16 protein-coding genes are annotated in these 19483 nt (G+C 62.8%); 11 read left to right on the top strand and 5 right to left on the bottom strand.

Features of this window, described 5'->3' with window-relative positions; genetic code table 11:
* Positions 1-142: 142 nt before the first annotated feature.
* The 5 genes from HBH1_RS10245 to HBH1_RS10265 all read left to right on the top strand — a co-directional run bounded on the left by HBH1_RS10245 (position 143) and on the right by HBH1_RS10265 (position 6743).
* Positions 143-1114 (top strand): Bug family tripartite tricarboxylate transporter substrate binding protein, encoded by a 972-nt coding sequence (locus HBH1_RS10245; protein WP_102662673.1) that lies wholly within the window; start codon positions 143-145, stop codon positions 1112-1114.
* 79 nt (positions 1115-1193) lie between these two features.
* Entirely contained in the window at positions 1194-2300 is a 1107-nt protein-coding gene (locus tag HBH1_RS10250) for an ABC transporter substrate-binding protein (RefSeq protein ID WP_102662674.1), read from the top strand.
* Between the two features lie 180 nt (positions 2301-2480).
* Positions 2481-4292, top strand: coding sequence for an ABC transporter permease (locus HBH1_RS10255; protein ID WP_006461241.1), 1812 nt, complete (start codon positions 2481-2483; stop codon positions 4290-4292).
* An 85-nt stretch (positions 4293-4377) separates the two neighbouring features.
* On the top strand, positions 4378-5466 hold the full coding sequence (locus tag HBH1_RS10260; RefSeq protein WP_102662675.1) for an ABC transporter ATP-binding protein: 1089 nt from the start codon (positions 4378-4380) through the stop codon (positions 5464-5466).
* Positions 5467-5663: 197 nt separating this feature from the next.
* Positions 5664-6743 carry a porin gene (locus HBH1_RS10265; RefSeq protein WP_102662676.1) on the top strand — a complete coding sequence of 360 codons (1080 nt, stop codon included), beginning with the start codon at positions 5664-5666 and terminating at the stop codon, positions 6741-6743.
* A gap of 128 nt (positions 6744-6871) precedes the next feature.
* On the opposite strand, the gene HBH1_RS10270 is transcribed toward HBH1_RS10265, so the two are convergent.
* Together HBH1_RS10270 and HBH1_RS25645 are read right to left on the bottom strand one after the other, a co-directional pair.
* A complete protein-coding gene (locus HBH1_RS10270; protein WP_102662677.1) occupies positions 6872-7486 on the bottom strand; it encodes a disulfide bond formation protein B in 615 nt (204 codons plus the stop codon).
* 14 nt (positions 7487-7500) lie between these two features.
* Positions 7501-7659 carry a DUF5993 family protein gene (locus HBH1_RS25645; RefSeq protein WP_338073354.1) on the bottom strand — a complete coding sequence of 53 codons (159 nt, stop codon included), beginning with the start codon at positions 7657-7659 and terminating at the stop codon, positions 7501-7503.
* A 176-nt stretch (positions 7660-7835) separates the two neighbouring features.
* Between HBH1_RS25645 and HBH1_RS10275 the strand changes: the two genes are divergently transcribed.
* The 4 genes from HBH1_RS10275 to HBH1_RS10290 all read left to right on the top strand — a co-directional run bounded on the left by HBH1_RS10275 (position 7836) and on the right by HBH1_RS10290 (position 12441).
* Complete coding sequence (locus tag HBH1_RS10275) at positions 7836-8807, top strand: 3-hydroxyacyl-CoA dehydrogenase NAD-binding domain-containing protein (protein ID WP_102662678.1); 972 nt, start codon at positions 7836-7838, stop codon at positions 8805-8807.
* Between the two features lie 65 nt (positions 8808-8872).
* Positions 8873-9802 carry a LysR family transcriptional regulator gene (locus HBH1_RS10280; protein WP_102662679.1) on the top strand — a complete coding sequence of 310 codons (930 nt, stop codon included), beginning with the start codon at positions 8873-8875 and terminating at the stop codon, positions 9800-9802.
* A 276-nt stretch (positions 9803-10078) separates the two neighbouring features.
* Positions 10079-11437 carry an MFS transporter gene (locus HBH1_RS10285; protein ID WP_102662680.1) on the top strand — a complete coding sequence of 453 codons (1359 nt, stop codon included), beginning with the start codon at positions 10079-10081 and terminating at the stop codon, positions 11435-11437.
* Between the two features lie 20 nt (positions 11438-11457).
* Positions 11458-12441, top strand: coding sequence for a M14 family metallopeptidase (locus HBH1_RS10290; RefSeq protein ID WP_102662681.1), 984 nt, complete (start codon positions 11458-11460; stop codon positions 12439-12441).
* Between the two features lie 31 nt (positions 12442-12472).
* On the opposite strand, the gene HBH1_RS10295 is transcribed toward HBH1_RS10290, so the two are convergent.
* Genes HBH1_RS10295 through acnA form a run of 3 tightly spaced genes read right to left on the bottom strand, consistent with a single transcriptional unit; the run spans position 12473 to position 16779 of the window.
* The gene (locus HBH1_RS10295; protein WP_102662682.1) at positions 12473-13198 is read right to left on the bottom strand and encodes an ABC transporter substrate-binding protein; all 726 of its coding nucleotides are present in this window, start codon (positions 13196-13198) and stop codon (positions 12473-12475) included.
* 15 nt (positions 13199-13213) lie between these two features.
* Positions 13214-14110 carry a GntR family transcriptional regulator gene (locus tag HBH1_RS10300; RefSeq protein WP_369878613.1) on the bottom strand — a complete coding sequence of 299 codons (897 nt, stop codon included), beginning with the start codon at positions 14108-14110 and terminating at the stop codon, positions 13214-13216.
* Between the two features lie 41 nt (positions 14111-14151).
* Entirely contained in the window at positions 14152-16779 is a 2628-nt protein-coding gene (acnA, locus tag HBH1_RS10305) for an aconitate hydratase AcnA (protein WP_102662684.1), read from the bottom strand.
* Positions 16780-16857: 78 nt separating this feature from the next.
* On the opposite strand from acnA, the gene HBH1_RS10310 reads away from it, so the two are divergent.
* Positions 16858-18087, top strand: a complete 1230-nt coding sequence (locus HBH1_RS10310) for a lactonase family protein (protein ID WP_369878611.1) — start codon at positions 16858-16860, stop codon at positions 18085-18087.
* A gap of 60 nt (positions 18088-18147) precedes the next feature.
* Positions 18148-19473: an MFS transporter gene (locus tag HBH1_RS10315; protein WP_102662686.1), complete on the top strand. Its 1326-nt coding sequence runs from the start codon at positions 18148-18150 to the stop codon at positions 19471-19473.
* Positions 19474-19483: the final 10 nt, after the last annotated feature.

Consider the following 19483-nt stretch of genomic DNA (forward strand, 5'->3'; position numbering starts at 1 on the left):
ACTGAAAGCCGGCTGAAAGGCTTTTCTTGTACGATGCGCCCATATCAAAAAAGATCATGCAGGAGACACATCATGACCGCCCTGTCCGTCGGCCCTGCCGACACCGCCCGTCCCGTATTGCATCCCCTGTGCCGCTGACGCCATGAAGGCGATCCGCTGGCACCGCTTTGTGGCCGCTTGCCTGCTGGCATGCGCGGCGCCGTGCGCCCTGGCGGTGGAATGCATCGTGCCGGCCAAGCCTGGCGGTGGCATGGATGCCTCGTGCAAGCTGTTGCGGCGGGTGATGCAGGAACAGGACGGTCGCGACGCCCAGGGCAACGTGAAGGTCGCCTACCTGCCCGGTGGCATCGGGGCCGTGGCCTGGGGGTCGGTGGTGTCGCACCGCCGCGGTGGTCCGGATTCGCTGGTGGCGTTTTCAGGGGGATCCCTGCTGGGACTGGCGCAAGGCAAGTACGGTCGCGCCGATGTCGGCGATGTACGCTGGGTGGCCGGGGTCGGGATCGACCACGGCATGATCGCAGTCCGTAGCGATGCGCCCTGGCGCAGCCTGAAGCAGTTGCTGGAGGCCATCCGCAAGGATCCCTCGGCCACCACCATCGGCCTGTCCGGCACGGCCGGCAGCCAGGACTGGCTGAAGGTGGCCATGCTGGTCCAGCGTGCCGGCATGGCACCGCGCCAGTTCCATTTCGTGGCGCTGGAAGGCGGTGGCGACTCGTTCGCGGCCCTGCAGGCCGGCCACGTGCAGGTGATTTCCGGCGATGCCTCGGAGGCCGCCCATTTCATCGCCGAAGGCAAGGTGCGCATCCTGGCGGTACTGTCCGAGCAGCGCCTGCCGGGGCCGCTGCAGGCGGTGCCGACCGCACGCGAGCAGGGTTATGACGTGGTGTGGCCCATCATCCGCGGCTTCTACATGAGCCCGTATGCCAGCGAGGACGATTACCAGCGCTGGGTGCGCTATTTCGACAAGGCGATGGCCGATCCTGCATTCGATCGCCAGCGCAGTATCGGCGGCTTGCAGCCCTTTGCCATGACCGGCAAGCCGCTTTCGGATTACATCGCGCAGACCGTGGCGCGATATCGCAAGCTGTCCCAGGAGTTAGGCCTGGTGCGTTGACAGTGCGGGTGGGCAGGCGCCGTCAGGCGCTCTCTGCTGACTTGCCGGCGCGGGCCATTTTCATCATCAAGGAGAATCCATGTTGCACAAACGTCGCCTGAGCATCGCGCTCGGCCTGGCCCTCGCTTTGCCCGTCGCCTTGAGTGGAGTCGCTCACGCCGATACCCCTGCCGGCTATCCTGCCGACTACGCCAAGATCATCGAAGGCGCCAAGAAGGAAGGCAAGGTCGTGATCTACAGCACCACCGATTCCAAGGCCGCCGAATCGCTGATCAAGGATTTCAGCGCGCTCTATCCGGCCGTCAAGGTCGAGTACAACGACATGAATTCCACCGAAGCCTATAACCGCTTCATCTCCGAGGCGGCCGCCGGTGGCGCCACCGCCGACGTGATGTGGTCGTCCTCGATGGACCTGCAGGTCAAGCTGGCGGCCGAAGGCTACGCGCTGCCCTACAAGTCCCCGGAAGCCGCTGCCGTCCCGGCCTGGGCCAACTGGAAGGACACCGCCTACGGCACCACCTTCGAGCCGGCGGCCATCGTCTACAACAAGCGCCTGGTGACCGAGGCTGAAGTGCCGACCACCCATGCCGACTTCACCAAGCTGCTGAGCACCAAGCAGGACAAGTTCAAGAACAAGGTCACCACCTACGACATCGAGAAGTCCGGTGTCGGCTTCAGCCTGATGACCTACGACCTCAAGCACAATCCGCAGTTCTGGGACTTCGCCCGCGCCATGGGCGGCGTGGCGGCGCGCGTGCAATCCTCCACCGGCACCATGCTGGAGCGCATCTCCTCCGGTGAAAACCTGATCGGCTACAACATCCTCGGCCCCTACGCCCTGGTGCGCGCCAAGAAGGACCCGTCCATCGGCGTGGCCTTCACCAAGGATTACAACCTGGTGCTCTCGCGGGTGATCTTCGTCAACAAGGCCGGCAAGAACGTCAATGCCGCCAAACTGTGGGTGGACTACATCCTCTCCAAGCGCGGCCAGACCATCATCGCCAATGACGCGCAACTGTTCGCCATCCGTGGCGACGTGACCGGCGCCACCACCTCGGCCGAGCTGACCAAGCAACTGGGCGCGGCCTTGAAGCCGATGCCGGTCTCCACCGAACTGCTGGAATACCTGGACCAGAAGAAGCGCCTGGACTTCCTGAAGCAGTGGAAGGAAGCCACCAAGAAGTAAGCCTCTGCCCCGTCCGGTCCGGGGAGGTCCGGGCGGGGCCATCGACGCAATGTAGTTCCCATTCGCCTGAATCATTGCTTGCCCGGAGCGCGTTTCCACGCAGCTCCGTGGATGACGTCTTGCCGTCTTTCCGCCGACCCTGATCCATTTGTCCTGATTTGCCTATTCATGAGGCGCACCATGCAAACCTCCACAACGCTAGCGCGCAGCGAGCAAGCCCTGCCAGTCCGCCGCTTCCGGCTGAACTGGCCACGCGGCCTGGTCGTGCTGCTGGCAGCCCTGGCCATCTTCGTGCCGCTGCTGCTGATCTTCTACCAGAGCTTCCTGTCGGCGCCATTCTTCGCGCCGGTGAAGACCCTGACCTTCGATTCCTACCGCTTCATCTTCGATGATCCGGACTTCCGCCAGGCCTTCATCAATGGCTTCACCCTGGCCGCCGGCCTGACGTTCATCGCCGTGCCGCTGGGCGGCATGCTGGCCTTCCTGATGGTGCGGACCGACCTGCCCGGCCGCAGCCTGATCGCCCCGGCGCTGATGGTGCCGATCTTCGTCTCGCCCATGGTGATCGGTTTCGGCTACGTGGTCTCGATGGGACCGGTCGGTTTCTATACCGTGTGGATGAAAAACCTGCTGTCGGTATTCGGCTTCGAGGGCGACCCCTGGAACATTTATTCCTTCACCAGCATCGTCATCATCGCCGGCCTGACCCACGTACCGCACGTCTATCTGTATGCCTCGTCGGCGCTCAAGAGCCTGGGTTCGGACGTGGAAGAGGCGGCCCGCGTGGCCGGCGCCTCGCCGCTGCAGGTGGCCTTGAACGTGTCGCTGCCGATGATCACGCCGGCCCTGGCCTATTCGGGCGTGCTGGTGTTCTTCCTCGGTTTCGAGGTGTTCGGCCTGGTGCTGGTGCTGGGCGATCCGGAAGGTCACCTGGTCCTGCCGACCTATCTCTACAAGCTCACCAACAAGCTGGGGACGCCTTCCTATCACCTGATGGCGGCAGTGGCCGTGTGCCTGGTGGCGGTGACCATGCCGCTGGTGATGATGCAGCGCTGGCTGCTGCGTTCGGCCAACAAGTATGTCGCCATCAAGGGCAAGGGTGCGCGCCAGAAGGCTCTGCCGCTGGGCAAGTGGCGCTGGGTGGCGTTCGCGCTGATCGCCGGCTGGCTGCTCTTCACCGTGGTGATCCCGCTGTCGGGTATTGCCCTGCGTACCTTCGTCTCGCACTGGGGCGACGGCGTGAACCTGCTGGAAGTGCTGACCCTAGACAACCTCCTGAACGTCTGGGACCAGCCCTCGCTGGTGCGCGGCATCATCAATACGGTGCTCATCGGTGTCATCGGTGGCGCCCTGGCGGTGGCCTGCTATACCGCCATCGCCCTGGCCATGCACCGCAAGCAGGATGGCATCACCCGCTTCCTCGACTACAGCGTGCTGGTGCCGCGTGCGGTGCCGGGCCTGCTGGCCGGCCTGTCCTTCCTGTGGGTGTTCCTGTTCGTACCGTCGCTGCTTGATTCGGCCTTGAAGGGCATCGACAACCCCATCGCCCTGTGGCTGGTGGACAGCTTCATCCCGGCGCTGCGTGGCCTGCGTTCGACCATCTTCTCGGTCTGGCTGGCGTACTCGGTGGTGTGGATGGCCTATGGCCTGCGCCTGATCAATACCGCCCTGCTGCAGGTCGGGCCGGAACTGGAAGAGGCGGCCCGCGCGGTCGGCGCCTCGCGCTCCCGTGTCACGCGTGACGTCACCATCCCGCTGGTGCGCTATGGGCTGATCGGCGCCTGGCTGATGGTGTTCCTGATCTTCGAGCGCGAATACTCGACCGGCGTCTACCTGCTCTCGCCGGGCACCGAGGTGATCGGTTCCATGATCGTCTCCATGTGGGCGGCCGGTGCGGTGGAACTGGTGGCGGCACTGTCCTTCATCAACATCACGCTGGTGGCCGTGGGCCTGGGCATTGCGCTGCGCTTTGGCGTCAAGCTGCACGACTGACTCCGACAACCGAATCTATCCATTGCATGCGTCGGGCGCCTGGCTGCCCGACGCCCCTTAAGCAAGCGTCTCCAAAGGAATCATCATGAGCGAACTTTCCGTCAACGACCTGCACCTGGACTACGGTAGCGGCGCCCACGCCAACCCCATTCTCAAGGGCGTCTCCATGGAACTGCAACGCGGTGAAGTGGTGGCCCTGCTGGGCCCTTCCGGCAGCGGCAAGACCACCCTGCTGCGCGCCGTGGCCGGGCTGGAATCGCCCAAGGCCGGCAGCATCGACATCGGCACCCGCCGCGTCTTCGATGGCAGCCGCAACTTCGAGATGCCGGCCGAAGAGCGCAACCTGGGTCTGGTGTTCCAGTCCTATGCGCTGTGGCCGCACAAGACCGTGGCCGACAACGTGGCCTATGGCCTGAAGCTGCGCAAGACACCCTCGGCCGAGATCGCCACCCGCGTCAAGGCGGTGCTCTCGCAACTGGGCCTGGGCCACCTGGGTGAGCGCTATCCGCACCAGCTCTCCGGCGGCCAGCAGCAGCGCGTGGCCATTGCCCGTGCCCTGGTCTACAACCCGCAGGTGATCCTGCTGGACGAACCGCTCTCCAACCTCGACGCCAAGCTGCGCGAGGAAGCCCGCGCCTTCCTGCGCGAACTGATCGTGCGCCTGGGCCTGTCGGCCCTGATGGTGACCCACGACCAGGGCGAGGCGATGGCGATCTCCGACCGCATCCTGCTGCTCAACAATGGCCGCATCGAACAGCAGGGTACGCCGCAGAGCATGTACCAGACCCCCGATACCCTGTTCACCGCCGAGTTCATGGGCAGCAACAACAAGCTGGCCGCCGAGGTAGTCAGCCGGGATGGCGAGCGTGTGACCCTCAAGCTCGATGGCGGCACCGCTGTTGCCACCCTGCGCGGCCGCAACGATGCCCAGCCGGGCCAGCAGCTGACCGGCATCATCCGCGTCGAACAGGTGCGCGTCTCCGGCGAGCAGACCGGCAATGCCATCCGTCTGCCGCTGTCAACCTGCATGTATCTGGGCGACCGCTGGGAATGCCTGTTCAAGGTCGAAGGCGGCCCGGCCGGCGCGGTCGGCCTGCGTGCCTACGCGCCGCAGCGCCTGGAGCAGGGCGAGTACTGGCTGTCGCTGCCGGAACAGGCGCTGTGGGCGTTCTGACGCGCTGACGTTGCTGCAGCTCGCCCAGGCTATCAACGGTTCATCCCATCGATGAAGCAAGGGAGCGGACGGCTACCCGCCGTTCTTCCCGCTCGTCCGGCCGGCTCGTCGGCGCGGCAGGGCGCAATACCAGAAGACGTCGCACGGCGCGCCCGTGCCGACGCAAACCATCCAAGCTTTCAACCAAGGAGACCTCAGTGCAAAGGAATCACCTCGCCGCCAGCATGCTGGCAGCATTCGCCACCCTCGCCACCATGGCCACGACCGGCGCCCAGGCGCAGTCGTCGGTCACCGTCTACGGCCTGATCGATTCGGGCGTGGAATTCGTCAACCACGCCAATGCGGCCGGCAACAACGTCGTGCGCCTGAGCTCGGGCATGATGAACACCTCCCGCATCGGCTTCCGTGGCACGGAAGACCTGGGCGGTGGCCTCAAGGCCGTGTTCCAGCTGGAAAACGGCTTCAAGCTCGACACCGGCAGCTTCGACGGCGACACCAACCAGCTCTTCAACCGCCAGTCCACCGTGGGCCTGGAAGGCGGCTTCGGTCGCGTGGTCATGGGGCGTTCCTTCTCGACCACCTATGACTTCATCCTGCCCTTCGATCCCATGGGCTATTCGGCCAACTATTCGTGGGTGACCTCGGCCGGTGCCACCGGCGGCCGCAAGGATGGCATGCCGACCGGCGTGTCCAACCTGGTCAAGTACCAGGGTGAGTTCTCCGGCGTGAAGGTCGGTGCCATGTATGGCTTCGGCGAAGTGGCCGGCGACACCAGCAACGGCGCCAAGTATGGCGTCGGCCTGGGCTGGGGTTCGGGTCCGTTCAGCGTGGCCGCGACCTACGACCGCGTCAACAGCACCACCGCCACCAGCGTCGCCTATGACCGCGCGACCAGCGCCCACCTGGCCGCCGGCTACCAGCTGTCGGATGCGTGGAAGTTCAACCTGGGCTACCGCTACTACAAGAAGACCCTGGCCACCGGCGCCACCGACCTGCGCAGCGATTTCTTCTGGGGTGGCGTGACCTACAAGTTCACTCCGGCCATGAGCGTGATCGGTGCCATCTACTACCAGAACATCAAGAACGTGGCCAACGATGCCGATCCGATCATGTACTCGTTGCGCCTGAAGTATGCGATGTCCAAGCGCACCGACCTGTACCTGAGCACGGCCTATGCCAAGGCCAAGAACAACCAGCTGGTCGGCCTCTCGCGTGACGACGCTGGCTTCGCCAACAGCCAGTTCGGCATGTCGCTGGGCATGCAGCACCGCTTCTGATGTCCTGATGTATTGAAGCAAGGTCCGGGTGGCAAGGCACCCGGACTGGATAGTCTTGAGTCGTTCATTGCACGGCGCATCCCCGTCATCAGCGGGGTGCGCCGTTTTTTTATTGCGGGATGGCGGGATTACCGGTCTGAAGCCTGCAGGCGGCCGAACAGATTCTCGTCGCAGATACCGGGATCGCAAGCGACCATCGTGGCGGCCAGATGACCGCCCACCAGGACGACGAAGGTCGTGCACATCGTGATCCTGGCCCAGGGAGTGCGGGGCTCGATATCGGGCTCCTCGGCCATCTGCATCAGCACCAGTGTGGCCGGATATTCGGCACTCTTGACGCCCAGCAGGCCGGCGATGGTGGCCAGCGCTACCAGCGAGAACAGCGCCGAGAGCGTGTAGAAATGCATTCCCAGCAGCAGTGCACCCTGCGCATCCTGACCTGGCAGACCTTCCAGTGCCAGTTGGCGCAGCGCGCTCACACCGGTCAGCAGGGCGCCGATCACGGCCATGCCGTAGTGCGCGCTCTTGACGCCAAAGCGCAGATTGCACATGAACCCGATGCCAGTCAGGATGATGCCCGTGCGCTGCAGGAGACAGAGCGGGCAGAGGGGTTCCTGCAAGGCCCACTGGAAGTAGAGCAGCAGGCCCAGGCAGCCGCTGATGGCCAGCAGGCAGACGCAGTTGAGGAAGACCCCGCCCGGCAGGATAGGGTCACGAGGCGTAAAGACGATGGAACGGTCCATGATCGCACTCATCTCTAGAATACGAAACCCGGGTTACCTTGTATGTGCTGGCTGAACCACCACAAGCTGACGCCCACGCTTGCCAACCATAGCCTATTGCTTAATGACCTCCAACCCAGTGCGATCACCACGACGGTCAGAAATGCCAGCAGGAAGGGGATGTACAAGAACATGAAAGCGCCTGGAGTTGGTTCGGATTCGTGTCCGATTTATTGTTTTATATGGTTTGTACGGCATCGTAGCTGAAGGCCCGTAGGAATCTCGCTAAAATTCCTCGAATAAAATCGAGAAATCATTACTTTATTTGAGTTCATTTCACTTCCCATCAGGGCAAGAAGAGGAGAGACAGATGCAAGAATCAACATCCGGCGCCGTCCGCGGCAAGCAGGGCGTGCGGCGTGTTGCCGTGGTGGGTACCGGGGTCATCGGTGCCAGCTGGGTGGCCTATTTCCTGGCACAAGGCCTGGACGTCTCGGCGACCGACCCCATGCCTGGCGCCGAAGAGAAGTTGCGTCAGGCCGTTGCGCGCCACTGGCCCAGCCTGGAAGTGCTGGGGCTGGCGCCGGGCGCGTCGCTGGATCGGCTGCGCTTTTCGGCGCAGCTGGAAGAGGCGCTGGCCGATGCCGATTTCGTCCAGGAAAATGGCCCCGAGCGTGAAGACCTCAAGATCGACCTGTTCCGGCGCATGGATGCCGTGCTGCCGGCCGACGTGGTGCTGGCGTCCAGTTCCTCGGGCCTGTTGATGAGCAAGGTGCAGGCCGCCTGCCGCCATCCCGGCCGGGTGGTGCTGGGCCATCCCTTCAATCCGCCCCATCTGATCCCGCTGGTGGAAGTGATCGGCGGTGAACAGAGTTCGCCCGAGGCAGTGCAGGCCGCGCTGGACTTCTACACCGCCATCGGCAAGAAGGCCATCCACGTGCGCAAGGAGGTCAAGGGGCATATCGCCAACCGGCTCCAGGCCGCCTTGTGGCGCGAGGCTTTCCATCTGGTCGAGCAGGGCGTGGCCAGTACCGAGGACATCGACACCGCCATTGCCTACGGTCCCGGCCTGCGCTGGGCCCTGATGGGGCCCTATCTGAACCTGCACATGTCGGGCGGCGAGGGCGGCATCCAGCACATGCTGGACCACCTGGGACCTCCCATCGAGAGCTGGTGGGCCGACCTCGGCACGCCGGCCATCACCGACGCCCTCAAGGCCCGGATCCGTGCCGGCGTGGAAGAGCAGATGGCCGGCAAGACTTCTGTTGCGATCGCCGCCGAGCGCGATCAGTTGCTGGTGCAGCTGCTGGCGGCCAAGGGGCGGGCCAAGGTCATTCCCTGAGAGCGAAGGGCCGCGGAAAGCAGCATGGACGAGTATCGCCAACACCAAACTCCAGAGGTGGCATTGTGCATTTGATATGGCTGGAAGACTTCATCGAGCTGGCACGCACGCGCAGTTTTTCGCGGGCCGCCGAGAATCGCTTCGTTACGCATCCGGCCTTCGGGCGGCGCATCAAGGCGCTGGAGCAGTGGGTCGGCGCGGAGCTGGTCGTGCGCGCGCATCCGGTGTCACTGACCGCCGCGGGCAGGCTGTTCCTGGATGCGGCCACGCATTCGACCGATGTGCTCTACGCTGCCCGGGCCCAGTTGCAGGATGCCTCCAGCCCAGTGGAAAAGACCTTGCGTGTGGCTACCGGGCGCACCCTGGCGCGGACCTTTTTTCCGGACTGGTACGAGAGCATCAACCAGCGCTTCGGGCCGTTTCCGGTGTCGCTCAGTACCGGTGGTGCCCAGGAGGTGATCCTGCGACTGGGCACAGGGGATGCCGATCTGCTGGTGATCTATTCCAGTCCCACCACGCGCCTGCTGATCGACCCGATGCGCTACGAGTCCCTGACGCTGGCGCGCGAGATCCTGCTGCCGGTGGCCGCCGTCGATGCCAAGGGACGGGCGCGCTTCAAGCTGCCCGCGGCCGGTACAGCCGGTGCCGCCGCCCTGACGCCGATTCCATGGCTGGGCTTCTCGCAGTCGCTGACCTTGCGCGGGGTGCTGGCCAAGCATCTGGCGGGCCTGTCGAGAAAGATTGCCTTGCGCATGGTGTATGAAGCCGACTCCTACGAATCCATCCACGAGATGGCCCGTCGCGGCGCAGGCGTCGCCTGGCTGCCCCAGCGGCTGGTGCAGGAAGACCTCAGCGAGCACCGCCTGAAGATCATCGGCGAACCCGAGATGCGCGTGAACTTCGACATTTCGCTCTATCGCATGCGGGGCAACGACAATGCGCTGGTCAATGCCATCTGGGAGGGCGTTTCCTCGGACGCCATCGAGCAGGCCTGATAGGCGCCGGCCCGTCGCAGCCCCTTCCTGCCGTAAAAAGCACAGGCTTGTGCCGAAACGGCAATCGCCAGAAAAAGCGGCTCCCTATACTCCCTCGACGTTCTCGGCATGCCTTCCGATGCGTCTGGAAAGTGCGCGCACCTGGTGCGCAACACGCGCTATCTGCGCGCACTTTTCCGGACAGATCAAGCGTGCGAGCCAAATAGAACAGGCGGCGCAGCCAGGATTGCCAACGCAGCAGCGATGCGCCGCCCACAGAGAAGAGGGAGCCATCGCATGTCAGCCGAACTAGAGTCATCCGCCGCAAGTGTCGCCAACGCCATCAGCGCCACCAGCGCCACCAGCGCCTCCGCCCAGCACGCAGCCCGCCGCAAGAACCCCTGGAAGGAGATCTGTGCCGCCAGTATCGGTAACGCCCTAGAATTCTACGATCTGCTGATCTACGGCTACTTTGCCGTGGTGATCGGCAAGCTGTTCTTCCCGGCGCAGGACGATACGACCTCCTTGCTTCTCAGTGTGGGTACCTTCGGGATTTCCTTCGTCATCCGTCCGCTCGGTGCCATCGTGCTGGGTTCCTACGCCGACCGTGCCGGTCGCAAGGCCTCACTCACGGCATCGATCCTGATCATGATGGTCGGCACGGCGATGATCGCCTTCGCGCCGACCTATGCACAGATCGGCATCGCTTCTCCGTTGATCATCATCGTGGCGCGCCTGCTGCAGGGTTTCTCCACCGGCGGTGAATTCGGTGCGGCGACGGCCTTCATGGTCGAGCATGCCGACGCCAAACGACGCGGCTTCTTCGCCAGCTGGCAGTTGTCTACGCAAGGCCTGGCCACGGTACTAGCCGCCGGTGTCAGTGCGCTGCTCAGCTATCTTCTCACCGAGACGCAACTCAATGAATGGGGCTGGCGCGTCGCCTTCTGCTTCGGTCTGCTGGTGGGTCCGGTGGGTCTCTATATCCGCAGCCAGATCGATGAAACACCGGAATTCAAGAAGGTCGCGGCAGCAGCGACCCAATCCGAAAAATCACCGCTGGTACTGGTGCTGGTACGTGATCGCGCCAAGCTGCTGCTGGCCATTGGCGTGGTCGCCGGTGCCACTGCGTTCAACTACGTGCACAAGCTCTACATGCCGACCTATGCGTTGAAGCAACTGCACATTCCTGCGACCTCATCCTTCATCGGTGCCCTCATCACCGGACTGGTACTGATGCTGACCGCACCCGTGTTCGGCACCCTGTCGGACCGCTATGGGCGCTTCCGCGTGCTGACCATCGCCATGGCGGCGATCGGATTGAGTTCCTACCCCCTGTTCATGTTGCTCAACACCTGGCCGACCATTTCCACCCTGATTGCGGTACAGGGCATCGTCGGCGTGCTGATCGCGGCCTGCCTGGGTCCGATCCCGGCCCTGCTGTCGGATATCTTCCCGACCCAGACCCGCGGCACGGGTCTTGCATTGAGCTACAACTTTTCCGTGACCCTGTTCGGCGGCTTCTCCCCGCTCATCGTGACCTGGATGATCGCGGCCAGCGCCAACAACATGGCACCGAGCTTCTACGTCATGGCGACCGCACTGATCAGCCTGACGGCAGTCATCGTGCTGGGCCGCCGAACGGGACGCGCCCGATAAATCAAGCTGGAGCCTGTTGAATGAAAACCTTGGAACAAGTACGCGCCGCACTGAAGCAATATCCCGTCGAAGTGGCCTTTCCCGACATCGCCAAGTGGCAGCACGGCAACACCGGTGTCGACTACGTGCACAGCATCGACAGCGGCGTCGCCGGCCCGCACGTGATGATCCTGGCGCTGATGCATGGCAACGAGGTCAGCGGTGCGATCACCGTCGACCGCTTGCTGCAAGCCGGCCTGAAGCCGGTAAAGGGACGTATCACATTGGGCTTTGCCAACGTCGATGCCTATCGCCGCTTCGACGCCCGCGACCCGGATGCGACGCGCTATGTGGATGAAGACATGAACCGGGTCTGGTCGCCAGCGCGCCTGGACGGCGCCGACGACAGCGTGGAGCTGCGTCGTGCACGCCAGCTGCGCCCCGTCATCGACACGGTCGACTACATGCTCGACCTGCATTCCATGCACGAAGAGGCGGTACCGCTGATTGTGAGTGGTCCCCTGGACAAGGGCATCCGCTTCGCCGCGGAGGTCGGAGCACCGGAACATGCGATCGTCGACGTCGGGCACCCGAATGGTGTGCGCATGCGCGACTACGGCGGCTTCGGCGATCCTGCCAGCGCGAAGAATGCGCTGCTCATCGAAACCGGCCAGCACTTCTCCGCGCGCAGCCGGGATGTGGCGATGGACTCGGCCTGCCGCTTCCTGATCGCGACCGGCGTGATGGAGAGGGCCGCTCTGATGGCCTTCATGTCAGCCGGCGAAACCGTAGCGCAGCGTGTCATCAAGGTGACCGAGCCGGTGGTGGCCACGTCCTATGACCTGGAATTCGCCGAAGACTATCGCGGCATGGAGATCATCGCCCAAGCCGGGACCGTCATCGCCCGCGAAGGTGAGCGGGAATTCGTCACGCCCTATGACAATTGCGTCATCGTCATGCCGTCCCTGCGCCAGCTCGGGCCCGGGGTCACCGTGGCGCGGCTGGGGCAGGTGGTCATCTGCTGACCGGCTTTCTATTTTTCTGACGATTGCGTATTCAGGGAGCAACGGATGCACCGTTGATGTTGTGACGCTTCAAGGCCTCGGCGACAAAGCCTGAGGCCTTCATCTTCTCCACAAACGCGGCCAGGAAGTCAGCTGCTTCCGGGCCGCGGCTCTTCGGTGTACCCATGGCCTGCTGAATCACCATGAAGCGTTCGTTGAGCAGACGCAGTCCGCCAATTTGAGCGGCGTCGTGCTCCAGTTGTTGCTTCACGCCGGCGGCCACCTCGGCAGCTTCCTGGAGGAAATGCTGGACCACAGTGGGGGAGGTCGGCGAGCGCAGAATGGTGGCGTTCTTCAGTTCGCGCGTCAGGTAAAGGTCATAGGCGCTGCCTTTGCCGACGACGACGCGATGTTCGGCACGGTCGACTTCGTCGTTGGTCTTCAGCGGCGATTCATTCTTGACCAGGTAGTAGCCTTCAATCAGCACATAGGGCGCCGTGAAGGCGATTTGCTGGCCCCGCACAGGGTCGATGGCGAAGAAGCCGAAATCAGCCTGTTCTGCCGCGACCGCCTCAACCGACTTGCCGGCAGCATCAAACACGACCAGTTCCAGTTCTGCGTCCAGCGCACGTGCCAGCGCCCCCGCCAGGTCGACCGATACCCCGCAGGGATGGCCTTCCGCATCACGTCCTGCGAGAATGGGGTTGCCCAGGTTGATGGAGGCACGCAGCTTGCCAGTCGGGGTCAATGCAGAGCGGACGGCGGGAGTCGGATTCATGGTGTCAGTGGTCGGCTAGGGTTTCAGAATGTCCCCGATCTTCGAAATCGACGACAGGGTGTATTGCAGGTGCTCTTTCATGAACTCCGAGGCTTCATCATTGCGCTCCTTGACCAGCAGGTCGAGTACATGCAGATGTTGCCGGCAATGCTCCGGGTAGCGGTCGCGCTGTCGCATGGAGCGATAGGACAGCAGGCGGCGCACGCGATTGACACGTTTGATGGTGTCGATGAAGAAGGCATTGCCGGACGCCTCAACCAGACTTTCATGGAAACGGACGCCGCGGTCATGCAGCTCGTCGGCGGTGGCCGTCTCGAAACCCCCTGCCAGCAGGTGTCGTTCTGTTGTGCGCAACTGCTCCAGGACTTGCGGGTCCAGTTTGAATCCAGGCTCCAGTAGTGCGGCTGGCTCCAGTGCGAGGCGAAGGCGATATGACTGCAACAGGCTGTCAGGCGTCAGCAGCATGCTGGAGAATGCCCACCCGTATCCCGGTTTGCGCTCGGCCCAGCCTTCCTTGGCGATGCGGCTCAGGACGGCGTTGAGCTGGGATGCGGTCAGGTTGTATCGGGTCTTGATCAGCAGTTCCGAGAATTCCTGGGGCAACTCTCCCTTGAGCAGGTCATCGGCAATACGGAAATACACAGCGGTGGTGACCGTGGTCTCCTCGATGCCGAGCGCCTGCATGATGTCGGAAACACCCTGGGAGAACCCTTCCCCCACGAAGTAGCCCTTGTTGCGTTCGCGCGTCAGAAGTCCCTTTTCATGCAGCATGGCCAACGCGGTGTTGATGGGCTGGCGGGATACCCGAAGACGGTCGGCGAGCAACTGAGCAGGCAGATGGGTGCCAGTTTCCCAAGACTGGTTCTTGACCAGTTCCACAATCTGTTTCGAGATGGATGATTCCGTGCTCATGGTCGTCATGGTTTGCAGGCCCGGACGGGCCTTTCCCCCTATTATGACTGACGCTGCGCCTCGATCGTATTTCCCAGAATGAAGGGAATCACCCCACCACGGCGCAGTAGCTCCACTTCCAGTTGGGTCTCCACTGCGGCACGGGCGGCAATATCCAGCACCTGACCATCCTTGCGGAGCAGGCGCACTGCCACCTCGCAGCGAGGCTTCAGCGTGGTCGCATCGGTGACCACCTCGATACGGTCGCCAGGAAGGATGTTCAGCTCGCTGGGCGAGGCGCCAACCGGCAGGCGCAGCGGGAGGATGCCCATCCCGATCAGGTTGGAGCGGTGGATGCGTTCGAAGCTCATGGCCAACACGCAACGAATGCCCAGCAAGCGCTGGCCCTTGGCGGCCCAGTCGCGCGAAGAGCCGGTGCCATAGCGCTCGCCTGCCACCAGTACGGCAGATTCACCGGCTGTGCGATATCGCGCAGCCACCTCGTGGATGGGCGCCAATTCACCCGTCGGTACATGAACCGTGTAGCCCGGTGGGGATTCTGGTGCCAGCAGATTACGCAATGTCCTGTTGTAGAACGCTGCACGCATCATCACCTCCCAGTTGCCACGGCGCGAGGCGAAGACATTCAGGTCATTGCGGTCGTCTCCACGCTCCACCAGGAAGTCGGCGATGAAGCTGTTCTTCGGGATGGCGCTGGCCGGCGAGATATGGTCGGTCGTGATGTCGTCGCCAACGACCAGCAGGGGATATGCCGTGAAGCTGCCCAGCAGACTGGCTTCCGACAATGCTGCGAATGGTGGGCGGCGCAATGCCGTCGAGGTCGGCGACCAGGGGAACAGCGGAGTATCCGGCACCTGCAACGCGTGCCACATGGGATTCTGCGTGGCAATGGAAAAGGCGTTAGGGAAGTCCGCCGGGCGAACGCCCGCTGTCACGGCTTCGGCGATTTCCTCATGCGTCGGCCACAGGTCCGTCAGCCACACCTCGCGACCGTCGGCCGTCGTCTGCACAGGCTGCGTGGCCAAATCGGTCTCGGCGTTTCCAGCGATCGCACAGGCGACAACCAGGGGCGGGGACATCAGGAAGCCCAGGTCCAGGTCGGGATGCACGCGTCCCGGGAAATTGCGGTTACCCGACAACGCCGCAACCGGGTAGATGTCGCCCTGTGCCAACGCCTGCTGGATGGGCTCGCTCAGCGGGCCGGAATTGCCGATGCAGGTTGTACATCCATAACCGACGATGTCGAAACCGACCGCCGACAGGTCTTCAGTCAGACCGGCACGTGCCAGATAGTCAGCGGCGGCCGGCGAACCCGGGCCCAGCGATGTCTTGACCCAGTATGGCACACGCAAACCAAGGGCGCGGGCTTTGCGGGCAACCAGGCCCGCCGCGACCAGCAGTGCCGGGTCTGAGGTATTCGTGCAGCTGGTGATTGCGGCAATCGCAAACGGATGGCGTGGCAGCGGGCCGTCTGCGTGTTTCGGCGTAAACCCGATGGCGCTGACGGTCGGCGCCAGTTGCGAGTACGACAGCAGGTCCTGCGGACGGCGCGGGCCGGCCACATGCATTTCAATGGTGTCGAGGTCGACTTCGATGGTGCGCGTGTAGCGCGGCGTAGCAGCAGGGTTGAACCACAAGGCGTTACGCCGGGCATACGCCTCTGCCAGGCTGAGCAATTCTTCCGGACGATTTGTTGCGCGCAGGTAGTCGATGGTATGAGCATCGATAGGAAAGAAGCCGGAGCTGGCGCCATACTCGGGAGCCATGTTGGCCACGACAGAACGTTCGCCCGCTGTGAGGCTGGCAACGCCATCACCAAAATATTCAACGAACTCGCCGGAGACGCCAATGGCGCGCAGCCGCTGAGTCACTACCAGCGCGAGGTCGGTCGCCAGTACGCCGGCGCGGAGCTTGCCGATCAGGCGTACGCCGATGACGTCAGGGATGCGCATCATGGTCGGCATGCCGAACATGACGGTTTGCGCCTCCAGGCCACCAACGCCCCAGCCCAGAACACCAATGCCGTTGATCATCGGCGTGTGGCTGTCGGTGCCGAGCAAGGTATCGGGGACGACCCAGGTCTGTCCGTCGCGCTGTTCCGTCGACACCACCGTCGCGAGTTGCTCGAGGTTGATGGTGTGCATGATGCCGGTGCCCGGCGGATGAATGCGTACGCCCTTCATGACCTTGGAGGCCCAGCGCATGAAGCTGTAGCGCTCGCCATTGCGCTTCACTTCCAGCGCCAGGTTTTTCTCCAGGGCATCCTTCCGTGCGAAAAATTCCACGGCCAGTGAGTGGTCTACAGACACATCGACCGGCAGCCCGGGGTTGAGCGCCGTCGGGTCCCATCCAGCTTCGGCCAGTGCATCCCGCATGGCTGCGATATCCACCAATGCCGGGGTACTGGTGGTGTCGTGCATCAGCACGCGCCCGGGCTGGAATGTAATCTCGGCTTCGCTGGTGCCGCACTCCAGCCATTCGAAAACCGCAGCCACAGAGGCTTCTCGCTCTGCACCCCTGCCATTGCGAACGATGTTTTCCAGCAGGATGCGCAGCACCACTGGCAGCTGATCCAGGCGCTCCCCGAACAGGGCCGGCAGGTCGACCATCTGGTAAGACGTTCCGGCGTGGTCAATCAGTCCCGGGGCGAATGGCAAGGAATTTTTCATCAATTCATTGTTGCATAAATACGCAAACAAATGCAATATGAAAAAAAGAACAAACATCTATCGACAGGAGACACACGTATGAAGCAAGCCAGGAATAGCTCGGGAAGTAGCGTGCAGGCAGGCGTTCAGGGAGTTCGCCGGAAGCTCCTGCAAGCGGCGGGCGCCATGGGAGGGCTCGCGGTTGCCGGGCTGAGCGGTTGTGCCGTGGGAACAACAAACCAGGGCGTGGCCACGCCCGTCAACTCAAGAGGTAATGCAATGTTTGCTTATGTGGGTTCCCGCACGACGCGGGAGCGCAACGCACGCGGCGACGGTATCAGCGTGTACAAGGTCGACCTCACCAACGGCAATCTGGAGCTGGTGCAACTGGTCAAGGACCTGGTGAATCCTTCGTTCCTGACATTGAGCCGCGATGGTCAATACCTCTACACGGTGCACGGCGATCTCTCCGATATCAGCGCATTCAAGGTGGACCGTGCCACAGGCAAGCTGACCTTTATCAATCGCAAGAGCACGCATGGCAAGAATCCGGTGCACCTGGCGATCGATCCGACCGGCAAGTACGTGGTCGTGTCGAACCACCTCGGTTCCAGCCTGGCTGTGTTGCCCATCGCGGCGGACGGCTCGCTGCAGGAGATGAGCCAGCTGGTAACGCTGGAAGGTCCGATCGGTCCTCACCGTGTCGAGCAAAAGCTCTCCAAGCCGCACTTCAATCCCTTTGACCCGAGCGGCAGATTCGTCATCGTTCCGGACAAGGGGCTGGACCGCACCTTCTCGTTCCAATTTGCCGATGGCAAGCTGGTGCCGGCGGTCAAGCCGTTCGTTGTGGCGCGCGAGACCTCCGGACCCCGCCATATCGTGTTCCATCATCGCCTGCCGACTGCGTACGTGGTCAATGAGCTGGATTCGACCGTCACGACCTACGCCTACTCGACTGCAGACGGCAGCCTGGAGCCGCGCCAGATCCTCAGCACCTTGCCCGAGACATTTACCGGCAACAGCCGTGCCTCGGAAATCGAAATCGACCGCAGCGGCCAATTCCTGTTCGCTTCGAATCGTGGCTACGACAGCATCGCAGGCTTCTTCATCGACCCACAAACCGGCTTGTTGCGCGCTGGCGCAGTAACGCAGTCGGCAGGCAAGACCCCGCGCTTCTTCACCATCACGCCGGACAACCGCTATCTGTACGCATTGAACGAGGACAGCGACACCATCGTTGCCTTTACGCTCGACCAGCGCACGGCCGCCCTGAAACCGACTGGCTTCTCCGTCGCCTCCGGCAGCCCGGTCTGCATGATCTTTTCCTGACCTCGCCACCCGATCAACATTCCATGAGGATGCCGGCGGTCAACCGCCGGCAGCAGTCGCATGCAGACACATCAAGACATCAACGAAGGCGCGCTGGTACGCAAGATTACCTGGAAGATCATTCCCTTCGTCTTCATCCTGTACATCATCTCCTATCTGGATCGCGCCAACATTGGTTACGCTGCGCTGCAGATGAACAAGGAATTGGCCTTGTCGGCGGAGGCCTTCGGTTTCATCTCGGGCATCTTCTTCATTGGTTATTTCCTGTTTGAAGTGCCGAGTAACGTGATGCTCAACAAATTCGGGGCGCGTCGCTGGATTGCACGCATCCTGTTGACCTGGGGTGCCGTGTCGGTGGCCTGCGGTTTCGTACAGAGTGCCAACCAGTTGTATGTACTGCGCTTCTTGCTGGGTGTGGCCGAAGCCGGCTTCTTCCCCGGCATCATCGTGTACTTGACCTACTGGTTCCGCCAGAAGGAGCTGGCCACCACCGTGGCACTCTTCACGGCCGCCATTCCGGTCTCGTACATCATCGGTGCACCGCTCTCGACCTGGATCATGGATAACGTCCACTGGTTCAACTGGAGCGGCTGGCGCTGGATGCTGGTCCTGGAGGGAGGGCCGGCAATTCTTGGCGGCTTGCTGTGCTACTTCTACCTGATCGACCGTCCACAGGACGCGAAGTGGTTATCCCAGGCAGAAAAGGACTGGATCGCCGGAGAACTGGAGAAAGACCGGCTGGCCAAGCCGGAGGCCAGGCATCTCAGCACGATGAAGACGCTGTCCAACCCGCGCGTGCTGTATCTGTCGTTCATCTACTTCGTGTACCAGTGCGGAAGCTTGGGCATCGGTTACTGGATGCCGCAGATCATCAAGGGTTTCTCGGACAAGCTGAGCCACACCCAGATCGGCCTCATCGCGATGATTCCCTATATCTTCGCGACCATCGTCATGGTGCTCTGGTCGCGTAGTTCGGATAAGCGCGTCGAACGCAAGTTGCACTCGGCAATTCCCCTGGCTGTCGCCGCTGCCGCACTCGGTACCATTGCCAACGTCGCTAATCCCTTCGTCGCGATCACGCTGATCAGCATCAGCCTTGCCGGTCTCTATGCATTCAAGTCCCCTTTCTGGGCGCTCCCGACACTATTCCTGTCCCGGGAGACGGCCGCGGTTTCCATCGCCGTCATCAATTCCCTGGGCAACCTGGGAGGGTTTGTGGGCCCATCGCTGATTGGCTATGTAAAGGGGCAAGGTCACTCGGCAGGCACCGGGCTGATGTTCCTCTCAGGTCTGCTGCTCATCGCATTCCTGATGACCGTCTTCATCCGCATCAAGGAAAACAGAGGTGTCGTCGCGCCGGACTTGCGTACGGCCGAGCCGAAGTAGGCGCGACGGC

The sequence above is a fragment of the Herbaspirillum sp. BH-1 genome, assembly GCF_002870055.1.
GTDB lineage: Bacteria > Pseudomonadota > Gammaproteobacteria > Burkholderiales > Burkholderiaceae_D > Herbaspirillum > Herbaspirillum frisingense.

What these genes read in the sequence shown, in the direction of transcription:
- HBH1_RS10245 (WP_102662673.1), top strand. Translation starts at nt 143, where the DNA reads ATGAAGGCGATCCGCTGGCACCGCTTTGTGGCCGCTTGCCTGCTGGCA.
- HBH1_RS10250 (WP_102662674.1), top strand. Translation starts at nt 1,194, where the DNA reads ATGTTGCACAAACGTCGCCTGAGCATCGCGCTCGGCCTGGCCCTCGCT.
- HBH1_RS10255 (WP_006461241.1), top strand. Translation starts at nt 2,481, where the DNA reads ATGCAAACCTCCACAACGCTAGCGCGCAGCGAGCAAGCCCTGCCAGTC.
- HBH1_RS10260 (WP_102662675.1), top strand. Translation starts at nt 4,378, where the DNA reads ATGAGCGAACTTTCCGTCAACGACCTGCACCTGGACTACGGTAGCGGC.
- HBH1_RS10270 (WP_102662677.1), bottom strand. Translation starts at nt 7,486, where the DNA reads ATGGACCGTTCCATCGTCTTTACGCCTCGTGACCCTATCCTGCCGGGC.
- HBH1_RS25645 (WP_338073354.1), bottom strand. Translation starts at nt 7,659, where the DNA reads ATGTTCTTGTACATCCCCTTCCTGCTGGCATTTCTGACCGTCGTGGTG.
- HBH1_RS10275 (WP_102662678.1), top strand. Translation starts at nt 7,836, where the DNA reads ATGCAAGAATCAACATCCGGCGCCGTCCGCGGCAAGCAGGGCGTGCGG.
- HBH1_RS10285 (WP_102662680.1), top strand. Translation starts at nt 10,079, where the DNA reads ATGTCAGCCGAACTAGAGTCATCCGCCGCAAGTGTCGCCAACGCCATC.
- HBH1_RS10290 (WP_102662681.1), top strand. Translation starts at nt 11,458, where the DNA reads ATGAAAACCTTGGAACAAGTACGCGCCGCACTGAAGCAATATCCCGTC.
- HBH1_RS10295 (WP_102662682.1), bottom strand. Translation starts at nt 13,198, where the DNA reads ATGAATCCGACTCCCGCCGTCCGCTCTGCATTGACCCCGACTGGCAAG.
- HBH1_RS10300 (WP_369878613.1), bottom strand. Translation starts at nt 14,110, where the DNA reads ATGAGCACGGAATCATCCATCTCGAAACAGATTGTGGAACTGGTCAAG.
- acnA (WP_102662684.1), bottom strand. Translation starts at nt 16,779, where the DNA reads ATGAAAAATTCCTTGCCATTCGCCCCGGGACTGATTGACCACGCCGGA.
- HBH1_RS10310 (WP_369878611.1), top strand. Translation starts at nt 16,858, where the DNA reads ATGAAGCAAGCCAGGAATAGCTCGGGAAGTAGCGTGCAGGCAGGCGTT.
- HBH1_RS10315 (WP_102662686.1), top strand. Translation starts at nt 18,148, where the DNA reads ATGCAGACACATCAAGACATCAACGAAGGCGCGCTGGTACGCAAGATT.